Origin of the sequence: Streptomonospora arabica (assembly GCF_039531585.1) — a bacterium.
Classification (GTDB): Bacteria; Actinomycetota; Actinomycetes; order Streptosporangiales; family Streptosporangiaceae; genus Streptomonospora; species Streptomonospora halophila.
In genome coordinates, this window is sequence record NZ_BAAAQI010000010.1 from 125,566 (window position 1) to 139,617 (window position 14,052).

Below are 14,052 nucleotides of genomic sequence, written 5' to 3' on the forward strand. Positions count from 1 at the left end.
GAGTCCGTCCATGTCCAACGGCCTGCGTCACACCCTCGGGCTGTTCGCCGGTGTCGTGGCCGCCCCCGTCCTCGCGGCCGGACTCGCCTGGGCACCGCACTGGACCGCTGGGGCGGGCGTCGACTACGACCTGACCGCTGTGCCGGGGGCGCCCGCCTGGGCGGCGCCCGTAGGCGTGCTGGCCGTGGTGGGGCTGCTGCTGGGGCTGGTCACCGGAACTCGGCTGTCGCCGCTGGCGGCGCTGCTGCCGGGGCTGGCGCTCCTCGCCGCCGGCGTGGTCGAGACGGCGGGGCTGCCGCAGCCGGTCCCGGGGCTGGAGGGCCTCCTGGACGTGGAGGGCGCGGGCTCGCGGCCGTGGTTCGCGTGGGGTCCGGCGTTCGTCCTGGCCGGCGCCATGCTGGTCGTCTCGGCCCTGCCGCCCTCCCGGTGGCGGCGCCGCGTGCGCGAGGACCGCGGGGACGAGGACTACGACGGCTACGGCGGTTACGAGGACCGCTACTCCGGCTACTCCTCCGCCGCCGAGCCCGCCCCGCCCGCCGGATCGGCTGACACGCCGGCGACGGGCACCGAGAGCACGCGGACGATGTCCTGGGATGCCGACGGCATGCCCCCGCGGTACCACGTGTCCGACCCGCGCGACCAGCAGGCGCCCCAACCGGGGGCGACGGGCTGGAACGAGCCGCGCCCGCGGCGCTGGGAGGACCGCGACACCGGCCCGTGAGCCGCCGCGCCCCGGACCGCCGCGCACGCGCCGCTCGCCGCGGGCGACACCGTCTTTACCCACGGGTAATCTTGTGGTCGAGCAGCCGCCCGAGCTGCGCCACACTGCCGCCGCACCATCGGACCCGGAGCGGTATCGGCCCGACGGCCGGCCGCCGGCGCAAGCGGTCCCCGACCCTGCGGGCCGGTCGACGTTGCTCCGGGCACCAATCCGGAAACACCTCTTGACAGGTGCGCGCGCATCGCCGCGGCGCCCGCACCCACAACACATCCGCAGACGCCCGAGCGTTCTCCGGGCGACCGCCCGGCCACTGCGCCGGGCGGCCCGGACGCGCGTCGGCTCCGGCGCCGACCCTCTTCCGACCCGGCGGTAGCATGCCTAGGCCGCGGGCGGCAGCCGCGTCGGCGTCGAAGGCCGCGACGCCAGCTCAGCTTGGAAGGACGGACCATTGGTCGCAGAATCGCGCAGCAGGATCTCCGTCATCGGCACCGGGTACCTGGGTGCCACACATGCCGCCTGCATGGCCGAACTCGGGTACGAGGTGCTGGGCGTCGACGTCGACCAGGCCAAGATCGACAGCCTCTCCGCGGGCCGGGTTCCGTTCTACGAGCCGGGTCTGGAAGAGGTCCTCCTGCGCAACATCGAGAACGGGCGGCTGCGGTTCACCACGGACTACGACGAGGCCACGGCCTTCGCCGACATCCACTTCCTCTGCGTGGGCACCCCGCAGCGGGCCGACTCCAACGCGGCCGACCTCTCCGCCGTCGAGGCCGCCGTCGACTCCCTCGCCTCCCGGTTGACCGCGTCGGCGGTCATCATCGGCAAGTCGACGGTCCCGGTGGGCACCTCCGCCCGGCTGGCCGCGCGCATCGCCGCCCGCGTGCCCGCGGGAGCCGAGGTGCACCTGGGCTGGAGCCCGGAGTTCCTGCGCGAGGGGTTCGGCGTCGAGGACACGCTGCGGCCCAACCGCATCGTCATCGGCACCGACTCCCCCGTGGTCGAGGCCGCGATGCGCGACCTGTGCGCGCCGCAGATCGAGCAGGGCATCCCGTTCATGGTCACCGACCTGCCGACGGCCGAGCTGGTGAAGGTCTCGGCCAACGCGTTCCTGGCGACCAAGATCTCCTTCATCAACGCCATGGCCGAGGTGTCGGAGGCCGCCGGCGCCGACGTCATCAAGCTCGCCGAGGCGCTGTCGCACGACGACCGCATCGGCGGCAAGTTCCTCGGGCCGGGGCTGGGATTCGGCGGCGGCTGCCTGCCCAAGGACATCCGCGCCTTCATGGCCCGCGCCGACGAACTGGGCGTGGAGCCGGCGCTGTCCTTCCTGCGCGAAGTGGACGCCATCAACCAGCGGCGCCGGGCGCGTACCGTCGACATCGCCCGCGGGCTCATCGGCGGCAGCTTCGACGGGCGCACGGTGGGCGTGCTGGGGGCGGCGTTCAAACCCAACTCCGACGACATCCGCGACTCGCCCGCGCTGCACGTGGCCTCCGCGATCGCCGATCTCGGCGGGATCGTCACGGTCTACGACCCCGAGGCGCTGGACCGCGCCAAGCAGGAGTTCCCCCACCTGCGCTACGCGCACAGCATGCTGGAGGCCGTTCGCGACGCCGAGGTGGTGCTCCTGCTGACCGAGTGGGCGGAGTTCCGCGACGCCGACCCCGACGAGCTGGCCAAGGTGGTGGCGGAGCCGCGGATCGTGGACGGCCGCAACGCGCTCGACCCGCAGCGCTGGCGTGCCCGCGGCTGGACCTACCGGGCGCTGGGACGGCCCTGAGACCCGGCTTGGCCACCCCCGCCCGGATCCGCTCGCGCCGTCCGCGGGAAGCCGCGCGGAACCACCGCGAGAGTGCCGCGGCCTGCGCGTCCGCCCGGTCGCGGCGGCCGCGCCCACCCGTTCGGAGGGTGCCGGGCGGGCAAGGCATCATGGGGGCATGAGCATGAGTGCAGTCACCGACGAGGACGCGATCCGCCGGGTTCTCGAAGAGGCCCGGGTCTGGGCCGTCGTCGGGCTGGGCGACAACCCGCAGCGCCCCGCCTACAGCGTCGCCCGCTTCCTCCAGGAGCGCGGCAAGCGGGTCGTGCCCGTGCATCCCAGTGCGGCCACCGTCCACGGAGAGCAGGGCTACACCTCCCTCGCCGACATCCCCTTCGAGGTCGACGTCGCCGACGTGTTCCGCCGCTCGGAGGACGCCGGGGGCATCGCCGACGAGGCCCTGGCGCGGCCCGACATCTCCACCGTGTGGTTCCAACTGGGCGTCGTCGACAGCGGCGCCGCCGAGCGGGTACGGGGGGCCGGCCGCACCATGGTCATGGACCGCTGCCCGGCCATCGAGTGGCCGAGGCTGCTGGGATGAGCCCGCGACGCCGGGGCGCTGCGCACCGGGCGCACCCCGGGGGCCTCCGCCGGGCTCGCGTGCGCCGTCCGTCCACCGCCGACCGCACGGACCGCCGCCGGGTTCGTCCGGCGGCCCCAGGGTAGGGAGCTCGACATGGGACGCCCGCGCTTCCTGCGCTCGCTGGTCGGCGGCCGAGCAGGCGCCGACCGCTCCGCTGCGCGCTCGGAGGCTCCGCCGCCGATCGACGCCGCGCGCGCCGAGCAGCGGCGCGAGCTCGCCGACACCCACGGCTGGTCCTACGCCGAGGTGCATCAGGCCGCCATCCAGGGCTGGCCGCGCACGGCCCTGCCGCCGGGCCCGCTGGGGCGGGTGCGCCACGAGATCACCGGCCGCCACCGCGGGCGGCCCTTCCGGATCTTCGACTACGTCCACCACGGCGCAGCCGGAGCCCCGTGGCAGCGGATCGAGGTGTGCGCCGTCGCACTGCCGGTCCCGGTGCCCTACGTCTACATCCGGGAGGTCCGCGGCGCCGAAGGCGAGGACGACGTCTACGCCGAGAGCCGCGACTCCAGGTTCGCGGTCGAGCTCCTGTCGGAGTCGCTGCGCGCGGACCTGCGCAGATACGGGCTGACCGACCTGGTGCTGGACCGCGACGTGCTCATCTGCACCAGCGACGGCGGCGGACCGAGCGATTCCGAGTCCAAGCTTGAGGCGCTCACCGACGTCGTCGAGCGCGTTCCGGCCGATGTGTGGGCGCGCTGGGGCGACACCTGAGGCGGGACACGCCCGCCGCGGGACCGCCGCGGGTGTGACGGCGAGCGCGGCCCGCCGGCGCGCCGGTGCTACCGGTCGGCGCCGGCGAACGGCCGCCCCGCGCGCAACGGGCCGGGCGGGGGCCGACCCGCTCGTGCGGCGGACCGGCCCCGGTGCCCGGCGCGGCACCGGGCCGCGGTCGCACCCCGTTGCGCGGCCGGCCGCCGCCTGCCGCTCCGGCCGGGCGGGCGCGTCAGTCCGCGGAGCCGAACCCGGTGGAGGCTCCGCCCGAGGTCTGGCGGCGCAGCCGCTCGCCCTTCTCCTTGGCCTGGGTGCGCAGCTCCTCCTGGAACCCGACCATGCGTTCGCGCAGGTCCGCGTCGTGCGCGGCGAGCATGCGCACCGCCAGCAGCCCCGCGTTGCGGGCGGCGCCCACGGCCACGGTGGCCACCGGTACACCCGCCGGCATCTGCACGATCGACAGCAGCGAGTCCATCCCGTCGAGGTGGCGCAGCGGCACGGGCACGCCGATCACGGGCAGCGGGGTGACCGCCGCCAGCATGCCGGGCAGGTGGGCGGAGCCGCCCGCACCGGCGATGAGAGCCTTGAGGCCGCGCTCGGCCGCCTCGCTCCCGTAGGAGATCATCTCGTGGGGCATGCGGTGGGCGGAGACGACGTCGGCCTCGTAGGAGATGCCGAACACGTCGAGCGCCTTGGCCGCCTCCTCCATGACCGGCCAGTCGGAGTCGCTGCCCATCACGATGCCGACGGCGGGGGCGTCCTCGGTCACTTGTGCACTCCTTCACGGATCGGCGGCACGGCCGCGCAGCTCACGGGCCGGTCGGCGGCTCGCACAGTGCCGCTCGACGTGTGTGATCCTACGGCCGCCGGCCCCGCCCGCACTGCCGACGACCCGGGGTTCGCCCGCGGGCGTCCGGCGGTCGGCGGCCGGGCCGGCACTCGGCGCGCACGGTCCGGGGCCGGCCGCGGCGCGGCGGCCGCGACCGGTCCGCGCAGGGCCCGCGGATACGGCATACTTCGGACCACAGCCGACGGCGGCCCCGGCCCGCCTCTTCCGCCCGGCCGTCCGAGTCCCGCCGGACGTCCCCGCCTTCCTGTGACGGAGCTGATCCCGCATGCAGCCGATGCCGACGCCGCCTCCCGCCGCGCTGCCGTTCGCGGCGGTCTCGCCCACCCCCGGCGCCGAGTACGAGGGCTTCATCGGCTGGGTGCTGAGCCTGATGACCGACATCGGCGAGCTCGGGGTCGGCCTCGCGCTGCTCATCGAGACGGTCTTCCCACCGGTGCCCAGCGAGGCGGTGCTGCCCGGCGCGGGATTCCTCGCCTACGACGGGCGGATGAACTTCTGGCTGGCCGTCCTGTCGGCGACCGCGGGCGCCCTGGTAGGCGCCTGGATCCTCTACTTCGCCGGTGCGCTGCTGGGACGCGACCGCACCCGCTGGCTGGTCGACAAGCTGCCGCTGTTCGACATCGAGGACTTCGAAAAGGCCGAGCGCTTCTTCGCACGCTGGGGCGGCATCGCCGTCCTGGTCGGCCGCTGCGTGCCGCTGGTGCGCAGCCTGGTCTCCATTCCCGCCGGGATCGAGCGGATGGGCTTCCTGCGCTTCAGCGCCTACACCTGCATCGGCAGCGGCGTGTGGAACGGCATCTGGATCGGGTTGGGCTTCGCCTTCGGTCCGGCCATCGCCCCGGTCCTCTCGCGCTGGAGCGGGCTGCTCAGCAACGCGGTGCTGGTGGCCGTCGCCGCACTGTGCGTCTGGTTCGTCGTCGCCCGCCTGCGCAGGAACGTGCTGCGCAGGCGCGGCGGAGGCGGTGCGGCGCCGAACGGCCGGGCGGCCGGCGGCTCCCCGGTCGGCTCTCCGCGCGGCTGAGCGCGGGTGCCGCCGGCAGCGGCGGCGCCGGCGGAGCACCGGCCTCGTCCGGCACCGCGCGGAGCGGGCCCTGTACCGCGGGACTCGGGCGCCGGTACGGTGGATCTTCGCAGGCGGCACGCCCCCGCTCCGCCGAGCGGCGAGCCGCACCAGACCCATCCCACGACGCCGGCCGGAGGCCACCGACATGTCGCAGACACCGCCGAACTCCGTTGAGCGCCTCGTCACCTCGGGTACCTTCCGCCTCGACGGAGGCGAGTGGGAGGTCGACAACAACGTGTGGATCGTCGGCAACGAGAGCACGGCGATCGTCGTCGACGCGGCACACGACGCCGAGGCGATCGCCCGCGCGCTGGGCGACCGCGAGCTGATGGCCGTGGTGTGCACCCACGCCCACAACGACCACGTCAACGCGGCCGCCGAGCTCGCCGACCTGGCCGACGCGCCGATCCTGGTGCACCCCGACGACGCCGAGCTGTGGGCCATGGTCTACCCGGACCGCGAGCCGGACGCACCGCTGCTGCACGGCGAGTGGCTGCGCGCCGGCGACGTCGACCTGGAGGTACTGCACACGCCCGGCCACAGTCCCGGCGCGGTGTGCCTGCACGCCCCGGAGATCGGAACCGTCTTCACCGGCGACACCCTGTTCCAGGGCGGCCCGGGCGCGACCGGCCGGTCCTTCTCCGACTTCCCCACGATCGTCGGTTCGATCCGCACCCACCTGCTGGCGCTCGAGCCCCAGACCCTGGTGCTCCCGGGCCACGGCGACTCCACCACGATCGGGGCCGAGTCCCCGCACCTGCAGGAGTGGATCGACCGCGGCTTCTAAGGTCCGCTTGCGGGCGAAGGCCTCACACGGGGCTCTGGTTCGCGGAGGAGGGGCCGCCCGGTGCCGGGGGCAGGAACAGCGCGAAGGTGGTGGGCCGCGACTGGATCAGCTCGATCCGGGCGCCCTCCGACTCGGCGATGTGGCGGGCCAGCGCGAGGCCCAGACCCGTGCCGTTTCCGCCGGTGACCTCCCGCTCGAAGATCCGGCCGGCGATCTCCTCGGGGACTCCCGGGCCCTCGTCGCTGACCTCCACCCGCACCGATCCGCCGCCGTCGACGGTGCGCACGGTCACCTCGCCGCCGCCGTGCCGGCGGGCGTTGTCCACGAGGCTGGCCATGATCTGGGTGAGGTCGGTGGCGGGGATGCGCGCCGAGAGCCCGCGCTCGCCGGTGCGGACGACGTCGCGGCCCTCCTTGCGCAGGATGGGGCCCCACTCCGAGACGAACTGCGCCAGGGCGGCGTCGAGGTCGATCGTCTCCGTCTCGGGCTGCTGGCTCTTGCGCGCCCGGCCCAGCAGGCTCTCCACTGTGTCGACCAGCCGCTCGGTCTGGGCCAGCGCCGCTTCGCCCTCCTCGCGGACGGTGTCGGGGTTGTCGGCCTCGGCGATGATCTCCTCCAGCCGCATCGACAGCGCGGTCAGCGGGGTGCGCAGCTGGTGGGAGGCGTCGGTGGCGAAGTGCCGCTCAGTGGCGATGAGCCCGGCGATGCGCTCGGCGCTGCGGTCGAGGACCTCGGCGACGCGGTCGGCCTCGGAGATCCCGTAGCGGTGCCCCCAGGGGGTCACGATGCCCGACCCCAGCCGCTCGGCGGTGGCGGCCAGGTCCACCAGCGGCAGCGTGAGCCGGCGCGCCTGGAGCATCGCCAGCCCCACGGCCACCCCGATGGCGAGCAGGGACAGCGAGGCGATTCCCAGCCAGGCGTTGACGATGTTCTCGCGCACGCGTTCGGTGTCACGCCAGACGGTGACGGAGGCTCCCGCGTCGGAGGAGGCGGTGGCACGCACACTCGGCGGGGCTCCGGTCGCACGCGGGTCGATCTCCCAGCCGCCGGCGGTGTAGACCTCGCCGGTCTTCAACCGGACCTCGATGTGGCGCCTGGGGTGCACCTCGGTCAGGCGGTCGACGTCGACCGTGCCCTGCTCGTCGAGCCCGCCTTCGACCTCGGCCGCGATGACCTGGGCCTCCTGCTCGACTTGGCGCTGCGCCTGATTGTAGATGGTGCTGTAGGTCAGCGCTCCCAGCGGCAGCCCCAGCAGCAGGACCGCGATCACGGTCACCACAAGCGTGGAGAACAGCATCCGCCTGCGCATTCACACCCCCGCTGCCCGATACGCGCGGCCCCGGGTCCGTATTCGGGCCCCGAAAGCAGGGCGGATCGGGGCGGGCCTAGTCGCGTTCAAAGCGGAAGCCGACACCCCGCACGGTGGTGATGTAGGACGGCTGGTTCGCGTCGTCCCCCAGCTTCCGACGCAGCCACGATATATGCATGTCCAGGGTCTTCGTGGAGCCCCACCAGTTGGTGTCCCAGACCTCGCGCATGATCTGCTCGCGGGTGACGACCTTGCCGGCGTCGCGCACCAGGACCCGCAGAAGGTCGAACTCCTTGGTGGTCAACTGCAGCTCGCGGTCGCCGATCCAGGCCCGGCGGGAGTCGTTGTCGATACGGACGCCGTGGACCACCGGCACCTCCGCACCGCCCCTGCGCAGCAGGGCGCGCACGCGGGCGAGCAGCTCGGCCAGGCGGAACGGCTTGGTGACGTAGTCGTCGGCGCCCGCGTCGAGCCCCACCACGGTGTCGACCTCGTCGGCGCGTGCGGTGAGGATGAGAATCGGTGTGCCGTGGCCCTCTGAGCGCAGGCGGCGGGCCACCTCCAACCCGTCCATTTCGGGCAAGCCGAGATCGAGGACCATCAGATCGATGTCGCCGACGCGGGCGCGGTCGAGGGTCTCATTGCCGTTGACGGTCACGTCGACGGAGTAACCTTCGCGGCGGAGTGCGCGCGCGAGGGGCTCGGAGATCGACGTATCGTCCTCGGCCAGCAAAACGCAGGTCATAGGGATGATCGTAAAACGATGGCACGTATTTCCCTATCATGCGCGCCGGAAGGTCCCGGGTCGGCCGAAACACACCAGCCTCATAGCGGACATCGCGCACCATTCTTCCCGAGGGCCAACGATTCTTTGTCGCCCGCATTCCGGGAATTTACGTATTCGGCGGCCGCGGGGCGGTCTCTCAGGAGGGCTCGACCTCGCGCGCCGGAACAGCGGGCCCGGGGCCCTCGGCCGCGGCGTCCGCGGCCGGCTGCGGCTCGGGGTCCGGCTGCGCCGGGAAGACCCACCGCCGGTAGGTCCAGAACCGGAACAGCGAGCCCAGCCCCACGCCGACGACGTTGCCGGCGATGTTCTGCGCGAGCGGGCCGTCGAGGCCCAGCGCGTAGACCGAGATCGCCAGGCACGCCAGCTGGATGCCCAGTCCCACGGCGTTGAACACGAAGAACAGTGCGTACTCGCGGGCCAGGCCGGTGCGCGCCCGGTGGCCGAAGGTCCAGAACCGGTTGCCCGAAAAGGCCACCACTGTGGCGATCAGCACGCCCAGCGCCTGGCCGGCCAGCGGCGGGGCGTCCAACACCAGCCAGAACACGTTGGTCGAGGCCAGCTGGACGACGTAGGCGACGCCGCCGACCGTGCCGAACTTGGCCAGCTCGCGGACGATCCGCGGCGGCCAGGCCGGGGGCCTGATCACTGATCGCACAGGGGGATCCGTTCCTTTGCCCAGGTGGTCACTACAATTCCGTAGGGCGCCGCTGGAGGCGTTGCCAGCCTACTCCCCGCCCTGCACCGCACCACCAGCCTAGAAGTCGTCGACGAGTTGAGGAACAGTGAGCGAGCGACATCGACCCGTCCCCAGCGTGGGGATGGTCGGCGGCGGGCAGTTGGCCCGCATGACCCATCAGGCGGGGATCGCCCTGGGCACGGATTTCCGCGTCCTGGCCGGCTCGCCCACTGACAGCGCCGCGCTGGTGTGCGGCGACGTGCGCCTCGGCGACGACCGCGGGCTCGCCGACCTGCTGGACTTCGCCAAGTCCTGCGACGTCGTCACCTTCGACCACGAGCACGTGCCCGAGCCCGTCCTGCGCGAACTGGAGGACGGCGGCACCGTCGTACGGCCGGGCCGCTCGGCCCTCCAGCACGCCCAGGACAAGCTGCGCATGCGCACCCGCGCCGCCGAGCTGGGCGTGCCCTGCCCCCGCTGGCGCGCGGTGACGGCGATCGACCAGGTCGAGGCGTTCGCCGCCGAGACCGGGTGGCCGGTCGTCCTCAAAGCCGCGCGCGGCGGCTACGACGGCAAGGGCGTGTGGGTGGCCGACGACCGCGCGCAGGCGCTGGAGGTGCTGGAGCGCGCGGAGCAGAACGGCGTGCGGCTGCTCGCCGAGGAGAAGGTCGCCTTCCGCCGCGAGCTCGCGGTGCAGGTGGCCCGGTCGCCCTACGGCCAGCTCGCCGTCTACCCGGTGGTCGAGACCGTCCAGCGCGACGGCATCTGCCGCGAGGTGATCGCTCCGGCCCCCGGCCTGGACGACGACAAGGCCACCGCCGCCCAGGAGCTGGCGATCGACCTCGCCCACGCGCTGGACGTGGTCGGCGTGCTGGCGGTGGAGCTGTTCGAGACCGAGGACGGCGTGGTCGTCAACGAGCTGGCCATGCGCCCGCACAACTCCGGCCACTGGTCCATGGACGGGGCCCGAACCTCCCAGTTCGAGCAGCACCTGCGCGCGGTGCTGGACCTCCCGCTGGGGTCCCCGCGCACGACGGCGCCGTACACGGTCATGGCGAACGTGCTGGGCGGCGACGACCCCCGCGTCTACGGCCGCTACATCCACGTCATGGCCAAGGACCCCGAGGCCAAGGTGCACTTCTACGGCAAGGAGGTGCGCCCCGGCCGCAAGATCGGGCACGTCAACGTGGCCGGCGACGACTGGGTGGACCTGCTGGAACGGGCCCGCGACGCGGCGTCCTACCTGCGCGGCGACCAGGACTGAGGCGCCGGCGCCGGCCGCGGGCCCGGCGGATCAGGAGGCGTCCTCGGCGCCTTCGGCGTACATCGCGCGGAAGGTGACGGGGCCGATGATCCCGTCGTCGCCGATCCCGCGGTCGCGCTGGAACGCCTTCACCGCGGGGGTGAACCCGCCGTACTCGGCGGGTCCGAACCCGAGGTGGGTCAGCGTGTGCTCCAGGCCGTTGACCAGGGCGAGGCGCGGGTCTCCGGCGCGCACCAGGCCGACGTCGCCGCAGAGCCGCTCCCACACCGCACCGTCGACCACGCCGGTGACCGGGAGACCGCGGTCACCCCGATACTCCGCGACGGCGGCCGCGAGGTCGGCGTCGAAGGCGATGATCGGCTCCTTGGGGTAGTAGTGCAGCTCGGCGAGGACGGCGGCCACGGCGAGGACGCGGTACTGGCGGTCGCCCTCCTCCAGCGTCACCCACGGCTGCGCTCGGATGGACTCGGCGGCCTCCGGCGGCGTCCGCGCGCCGTCGGCGAGGGCCGCCGGGGCGGTCGTACCGCCGAGGGCGAGCGCAAGGCCGGTGGCGACGGCGGTGGCGGTGATCCGTGCTTTCGCGGCCATGCGGCCTCCTCTTTGTGAGCGGCGTCACCGAGTAGGACGCGGAGGCCGCGCCACCGGTTCGCACGGCGGTGCGGAGGAGGCGGGCGAGCGCGCGGGTGGCGGCGGGCTCAGCCGGCCGCCGGGCCGGCGGGCTCGAAGCTGCGGCGCAGGGCGTAGGGCTGCAGCTGGCCCAGGCCGTGGGCGTGGCGTGCGCGCACGGCCACCACCTGCAGGGAGGAGTCGTCGCGCAGCAGGTCGGCCAGCGCGTCGTCGATCAGGACGGTGCCGGGCCGGGCGAAGGAGGTCAGCCGCGACGAGCGGTTGACCGTCGTGCCGAAGACGTCGCCCAGCAGGGCCAGCACCGGACCGTAGGCCAGCCCCACCCGCACGTCGGGCACCTCGATGTGCGTCTTGACGCCGTCGGCCAGCTGGAGCGCGATCTCCGCGGCCTGACCGGCGGTGTTGGCAACGTAGAGGATCTCGTCGCCCAGCGTCTTGACCACGCGCCCGCCGCCCGAGGCGACGATGTCGGTCGCGGTGGACTCGAAGCCCTCGACCACCTCGGCCAGCTCGACCTCGTCCAGCTCGCGGCTCAGCGTCGTGAACGACACCAGGTCGGCGAAGCCCACGGCGAGCGGGAAGTAGGTGGGGGCGGCGTCCTCGCTGCTGCGCAGGAACGCGACCCGCCGCGCCACCGACGCGGCGAGCTGCCGGCGCCAGATGTAGAGCAGCAGGCTCTCGACGTCGGGCATCAGCTCCTGCGCGAAGCCCGCCAGCGGACCGTTCGGCTCCTCGTCGGTGCCCTTCGCGGGCGCGTGGGAGAGCGTGGAGAGGATGCTGGTCTGCCACTCGGCGAGCCGGGCCATGGTCTGGCCCATCGCGCGTGCCAGGCGTATGGCGGCGTCCTCGTCGAGGATGCCGCCCTTCATCAGCTCGGAGGTGATGCGCAGCGCCTCGACGTCGCCGTCGGTGAAGGCGACGGCGTCCTCGCCGCGCGTGGCGAATCCCAGCGCCCGCCACACCCGCCTGGAGAAGTCCCCGGAGGCGCCGGCGAGCTCGACGGCCTGCGCGCGCGTGTAGCGCGCCTCCCCACCGAGCAGGACGGCTTCGATCTCCGTGGGGTCGGGACGCGGCGACATGGAAAACTCTCGTGTTAGAGGCCGGTGGTGGCGTGCTGCGGAGGAGGGCGGCGGCCGGGCGGAGGGCGCGGTCACCCGGGTGTCACTGTCGGTTTAGTACGTGCGGCGGGTGCGCGTCAAGAAAACTCCAGGTCCTGCGCGACCGTGCTCACGTGCCGCCTCCCGGCCCCGGTGGCGGGGCATCCCCGCTCTCGTCCGGTGGGGCGGCGTGCCGCTCGGCGTCCTCGACGGCGCGGTAGATCTCGCGCTGCAGCCGCTCGACCCGCGGGACGCCGTGCAGCTCCATGCCCTCCTGCTCGGCGGCGGAGCGCACGGTCAGATCCCCCCGGCCCAGCATCCGCCCGCCCAGCGACATGCTGAAGGAGACGTCGTCGACGCGGCTGAGGGGGATGTCCCGGCCCTGCCGGGTCAGCAGCCCCCGGCGGTGCATCAGGCGCCGGTCGCTGAGGATGTAGACGGTCGTCCACCAGCGCAGCAGCGGGACCAGCCAGAGGGCGACGGCGGCGAGCGCGGCGACCGCGACCACCGCGTAGCGGATCCAGCGCACCCACTCCGGCGCGGTGGGCAGCAGCCACAGCGCGGCGGCGGTCGCGGCGGCGATGACGGCGAGCGCGAGGAAGGCGTCCGCGACCGTGGTCCAATGCCGCCGGGTGACGAGAATCAGCTCCTCGTCGCCCGCCAGGTGGCGCCGCCCTGTTGCCATACACCGATCCTTGCACAGCCCGGCCGCCCCCGCGCGCCCCGAAGCCGGGCCGGGGGCCCGCTCCGCCGCAGGTCCGCGGCACGGCCCTCACCCGTCGTCGGGGCGCAGGTGCACGATGTCGGCTGCGCTCAGCGCCTGCATCCGGCCCGCGGCGTCGCGCACCTCCAGCCGGCCTCCGGCGTCCACGCCCACGGCCTCGCCCAGCAGCTCGCCCCCGCCCGGCAGGTGGGCGCGCACGCGCCGACCCAGGGTGCTGCAGTAGGCGCGGTACTCCCGAACCGGTCCCGCGGCCGCCGCGCCGCCGCCGGCCGCCGCCCATGCGGCGTAGAGCGCGGCGAACTCCTCCAGCAGCGATACCGCAAGCTCCCGGCGGTCGGCGCCGGGCGCGCCGCACAGGGCTATCGAGGCGGCGGTCTCCACCGGCAGCTCGTCGCGACGCTGGGAGACGTTGATCCCGATGCCGAGGACGACGCCCGCTCCGGCGTCCGGCTCCGCCGCGCCGCCGCCGGTGCCGGTGCCTGCGGCCGGGAACACCGCCTCGGACAGGATGCCCGCGAGCTTGAGCCCGCTGTCTTCGGCGAGGACGTCGTTGGGCCACTTGAGCACCGCGGGCACACCGGGGCCGGCGCGCAGCGCCCGGACCGCGGCCACGCCCATCAGCAGCGGCAGCCAGCCCAGTCCGGGCGCCGGTACGGCGGGGCGCACCAGCACCGACAGGGTCAGCGCGGCGCGCGGCGGTGTCGCGAACCCGCGGCCGAGCCTCCCGCGCCCGGCCGTCTGGTGGTCGGCGATCAGCACCGCGCCTCCGGGCTCGCCGCGCCGGGCACGCTCCAGGAGCTCGCTGTTGGTGGAGGGGGTCTCGGCCAGGACGTCGACCGAGCGCCACAGCCCGCCGGGGCGGACCAGGGCGCGGCCGAGCTCGGAGGCGCGCAGCGGGGGGCGGTGCGCCTCGTCGCCGCGCGGCCCGCCGGGTGCCGGTTCGGCCGGTGTGCTCATGGGCTCCATTCAACCGCCCCGCCCGCCTGCCCGCACACGGCGGGCCCACGGGCGGGGCCGGGCGCGGCGCGCCC

The 14,052-nt window shown here is 74.2% G+C and carries 15 protein-coding genes; 7 read left to right on the forward strand and 8 right to left on the reverse strand.

Features of this window, described 5'->3' with window-relative positions; translation table 11 throughout:
* Positions 1-10 precede the first annotated feature (10 nt).
* The 4 genes from ABD284_RS17085 to ABD284_RS17100 all read left to right on the forward strand — a co-directional run bounded on the left by ABD284_RS17085 (position 11) and on the right by ABD284_RS17100 (position 3,837).
* Positions 11-721 (forward strand): hypothetical protein, encoded by a 711-nt coding sequence (locus tag ABD284_RS17085; protein ID WP_344144546.1) that lies wholly within the window; start codon positions 11-13, stop codon positions 719-721.
* 448 nt (positions 722-1,169) lie between these two features.
* The gene (locus ABD284_RS17090; protein ID WP_344144548.1) at positions 1,170-2,501 is read left to right on the forward strand and encodes a UDP-glucose dehydrogenase family protein; all 1,332 of its coding nucleotides are present in this window, start codon (positions 1,170-1,172) and stop codon (positions 2,499-2,501) included.
* Positions 2,502-2,664: 163 nt separating this feature from the next.
* Positions 2,665-3,081: a CoA-binding protein gene (locus ABD284_RS17095; protein ID WP_344144638.1), complete on the forward strand. Its 417-nt coding sequence runs from the start codon at positions 2,665-2,667 to the stop codon at positions 3,079-3,081.
* Positions 3,082-3,216: 135 nt separating this feature from the next.
* Positions 3,217-3,837, forward strand: a complete 621-nt coding sequence (locus ABD284_RS17100) for a type III secretion system chaperone family protein (RefSeq protein WP_344144551.1) — start codon at positions 3,217-3,219, stop codon at positions 3,835-3,837.
* A 232-nt stretch (positions 3,838-4,069) separates the two neighbouring features.
* On the opposite strand, the gene purE is transcribed toward ABD284_RS17100, so the two are convergent.
* The gene (gene purE, locus ABD284_RS17105; protein WP_344144553.1) at positions 4,070-4,606 is read right to left on the reverse strand and encodes a 5-(carboxyamino)imidazole ribonucleotide mutase; all 537 of its coding nucleotides are present in this window, start codon (positions 4,604-4,606) and stop codon (positions 4,070-4,072) included.
* Between the two features lie 346 nt (positions 4,607-4,952).
* On the opposite strand from purE, the gene ABD284_RS17110 reads away from it, so the two are divergent.
* Together ABD284_RS17110 and ABD284_RS17115 are read left to right on the forward strand one after the other, a co-directional pair.
* Positions 4,953-5,708, forward strand: coding sequence for a DedA family protein (locus ABD284_RS17110; protein ID WP_344144555.1), 756 nt, complete (start codon positions 4,953-4,955; stop codon positions 5,706-5,708).
* Positions 5,709-5,895: 187 nt separating this feature from the next.
* A complete protein-coding gene (locus tag ABD284_RS17115; RefSeq protein ID WP_344144557.1) occupies positions 5,896-6,537 on the forward strand; it encodes an MBL fold metallo-hydrolase in 642 nt (213 codons plus the stop codon).
* A 22-nt stretch (positions 6,538-6,559) separates the two neighbouring features.
* Here ABD284_RS17115 and ABD284_RS17120 read toward each other — a convergent pair whose 3' ends face one another.
* From ABD284_RS17120 to ABD284_RS17130, 3 genes are all read right to left on the reverse strand, one after another.
* On the reverse strand, positions 6,560-7,846 hold the full coding sequence (locus tag ABD284_RS17120) for a sensor histidine kinase (protein WP_344144559.1): 1,287 nt from the start codon (positions 7,844-7,846) through the stop codon (positions 6,560-6,562).
* Positions 7,847-7,922: 76 nt separating this feature from the next.
* Complete coding sequence (locus tag ABD284_RS17125; protein ID WP_344144561.1) at positions 7,923-8,591, reverse strand: response regulator transcription factor; 669 nt, start codon at positions 8,589-8,591, stop codon at positions 7,923-7,925.
* A gap of 178 nt (positions 8,592-8,769) precedes the next feature.
* A complete protein-coding gene (locus ABD284_RS17130; RefSeq protein WP_344144564.1) occupies positions 8,770-9,288 on the reverse strand; it encodes a GtrA family protein in 519 nt (172 codons plus the stop codon).
* A 127-nt stretch (positions 9,289-9,415) separates the two neighbouring features.
* Here ABD284_RS17130 and ABD284_RS17135 point away from each other — a divergent pair, with 127 nt between their 5' ends.
* Positions 9,416-10,573 (forward strand): 5-(carboxyamino)imidazole ribonucleotide synthase, encoded by a 1,158-nt coding sequence (locus ABD284_RS17135; RefSeq protein WP_344144566.1) that lies wholly within the window; start codon positions 9,416-9,418, stop codon positions 10,571-10,573.
* 30 nt (positions 10,574-10,603) lie between these two features.
* On the opposite strand, the gene ABD284_RS17140 is transcribed toward ABD284_RS17135, so the two are convergent.
* The 4 genes from ABD284_RS17140 to ABD284_RS17155 all read right to left on the reverse strand — a co-directional run bounded on the left by ABD284_RS17140 (position 10,604) and on the right by ABD284_RS17155 (position 13,978).
* Positions 10,604-11,161: a peptidoglycan-binding domain-containing protein gene (locus ABD284_RS17140; RefSeq protein WP_344144568.1), complete on the reverse strand. Its 558-nt coding sequence runs from the start codon at positions 11,159-11,161 to the stop codon at positions 10,604-10,606.
* Between the two features lie 107 nt (positions 11,162-11,268).
* Entirely contained in the window at positions 11,269-12,279 is a 1,011-nt protein-coding gene (locus ABD284_RS17145; protein ID WP_344144570.1) for an adenylate/guanylate cyclase domain-containing protein, read from the reverse strand.
* Between the two features lie 148 nt (positions 12,280-12,427).
* Positions 12,428-12,982, reverse strand: a complete 555-nt coding sequence (locus ABD284_RS17150) for a PH domain-containing protein (RefSeq protein WP_344144572.1) — start codon at positions 12,980-12,982, stop codon at positions 12,428-12,430.
* Positions 12,983-13,069: 87 nt separating this feature from the next.
* The gene (locus tag ABD284_RS17155; protein ID WP_344144574.1) at positions 13,070-13,978 is read right to left on the reverse strand and encodes a biotin--[acetyl-CoA-carboxylase] ligase; all 909 of its coding nucleotides are present in this window, start codon (positions 13,976-13,978) and stop codon (positions 13,070-13,072) included.
* Positions 13,979-14,052 lie beyond the last annotated feature (74 nt).

What these genes read in the sequence shown, in the direction of transcription:
- ABD284_RS17085 (WP_344144546.1), top strand. Translation starts at nt 11, where the DNA reads ATGTCCAACGGCCTGCGTCACACCCTCGGGCTGTTCGCCGGTGTCGTG.
- ABD284_RS17120 (WP_344144559.1), bottom strand. Translation starts at nt 7,846, where the DNA reads ATGCGCAGGCGGATGCTGTTCTCCACGCTTGTGGTGACCGTGATCGCG.
- ABD284_RS17115 (WP_344144557.1), top strand. Translation starts at nt 5,896, where the DNA reads ATGTCGCAGACACCGCCGAACTCCGTTGAGCGCCTCGTCACCTCGGGT.
- ABD284_RS17140 (WP_344144568.1), bottom strand. Translation starts at nt 11,161, where the DNA reads ATGGCCGCGAAAGCACGGATCACCGCCACCGCCGTCGCCACCGGCCTT.
- ABD284_RS17150 (WP_344144572.1), bottom strand. Translation starts at nt 12,982, where the DNA reads ATGGCAACAGGGCGGCGCCACCTGGCGGGCGACGAGGAGCTGATTCTC.
- ABD284_RS17155 (WP_344144574.1), bottom strand. Translation starts at nt 13,978, where the DNA reads ATGAGCACACCGGCCGAACCGGCACCCGGCGGGCCGCGCGGCGACGAG.
- ABD284_RS17095 (WP_344144638.1), top strand. Translation starts at nt 2,665, where the DNA reads ATGAGTGCAGTCACCGACGAGGACGCGATCCGCCGGGTTCTCGAAGAG.
- ABD284_RS17100 (WP_344144551.1), top strand. Translation starts at nt 3,217, where the DNA reads ATGGGACGCCCGCGCTTCCTGCGCTCGCTGGTCGGCGGCCGAGCAGGC.
- ABD284_RS17125 (WP_344144561.1), bottom strand. Translation starts at nt 8,591, where the DNA reads ATGACCTGCGTTTTGCTGGCCGAGGACGATACGTCGATCTCCGAGCCC.
- ABD284_RS17145 (WP_344144570.1), bottom strand. Translation starts at nt 12,279, where the DNA reads ATGTCGCCGCGTCCCGACCCCACGGAGATCGAAGCCGTCCTGCTCGGT.
- ABD284_RS17110 (WP_344144555.1), top strand. Translation starts at nt 4,953, where the DNA reads ATGCAGCCGATGCCGACGCCGCCTCCCGCCGCGCTGCCGTTCGCGGCG.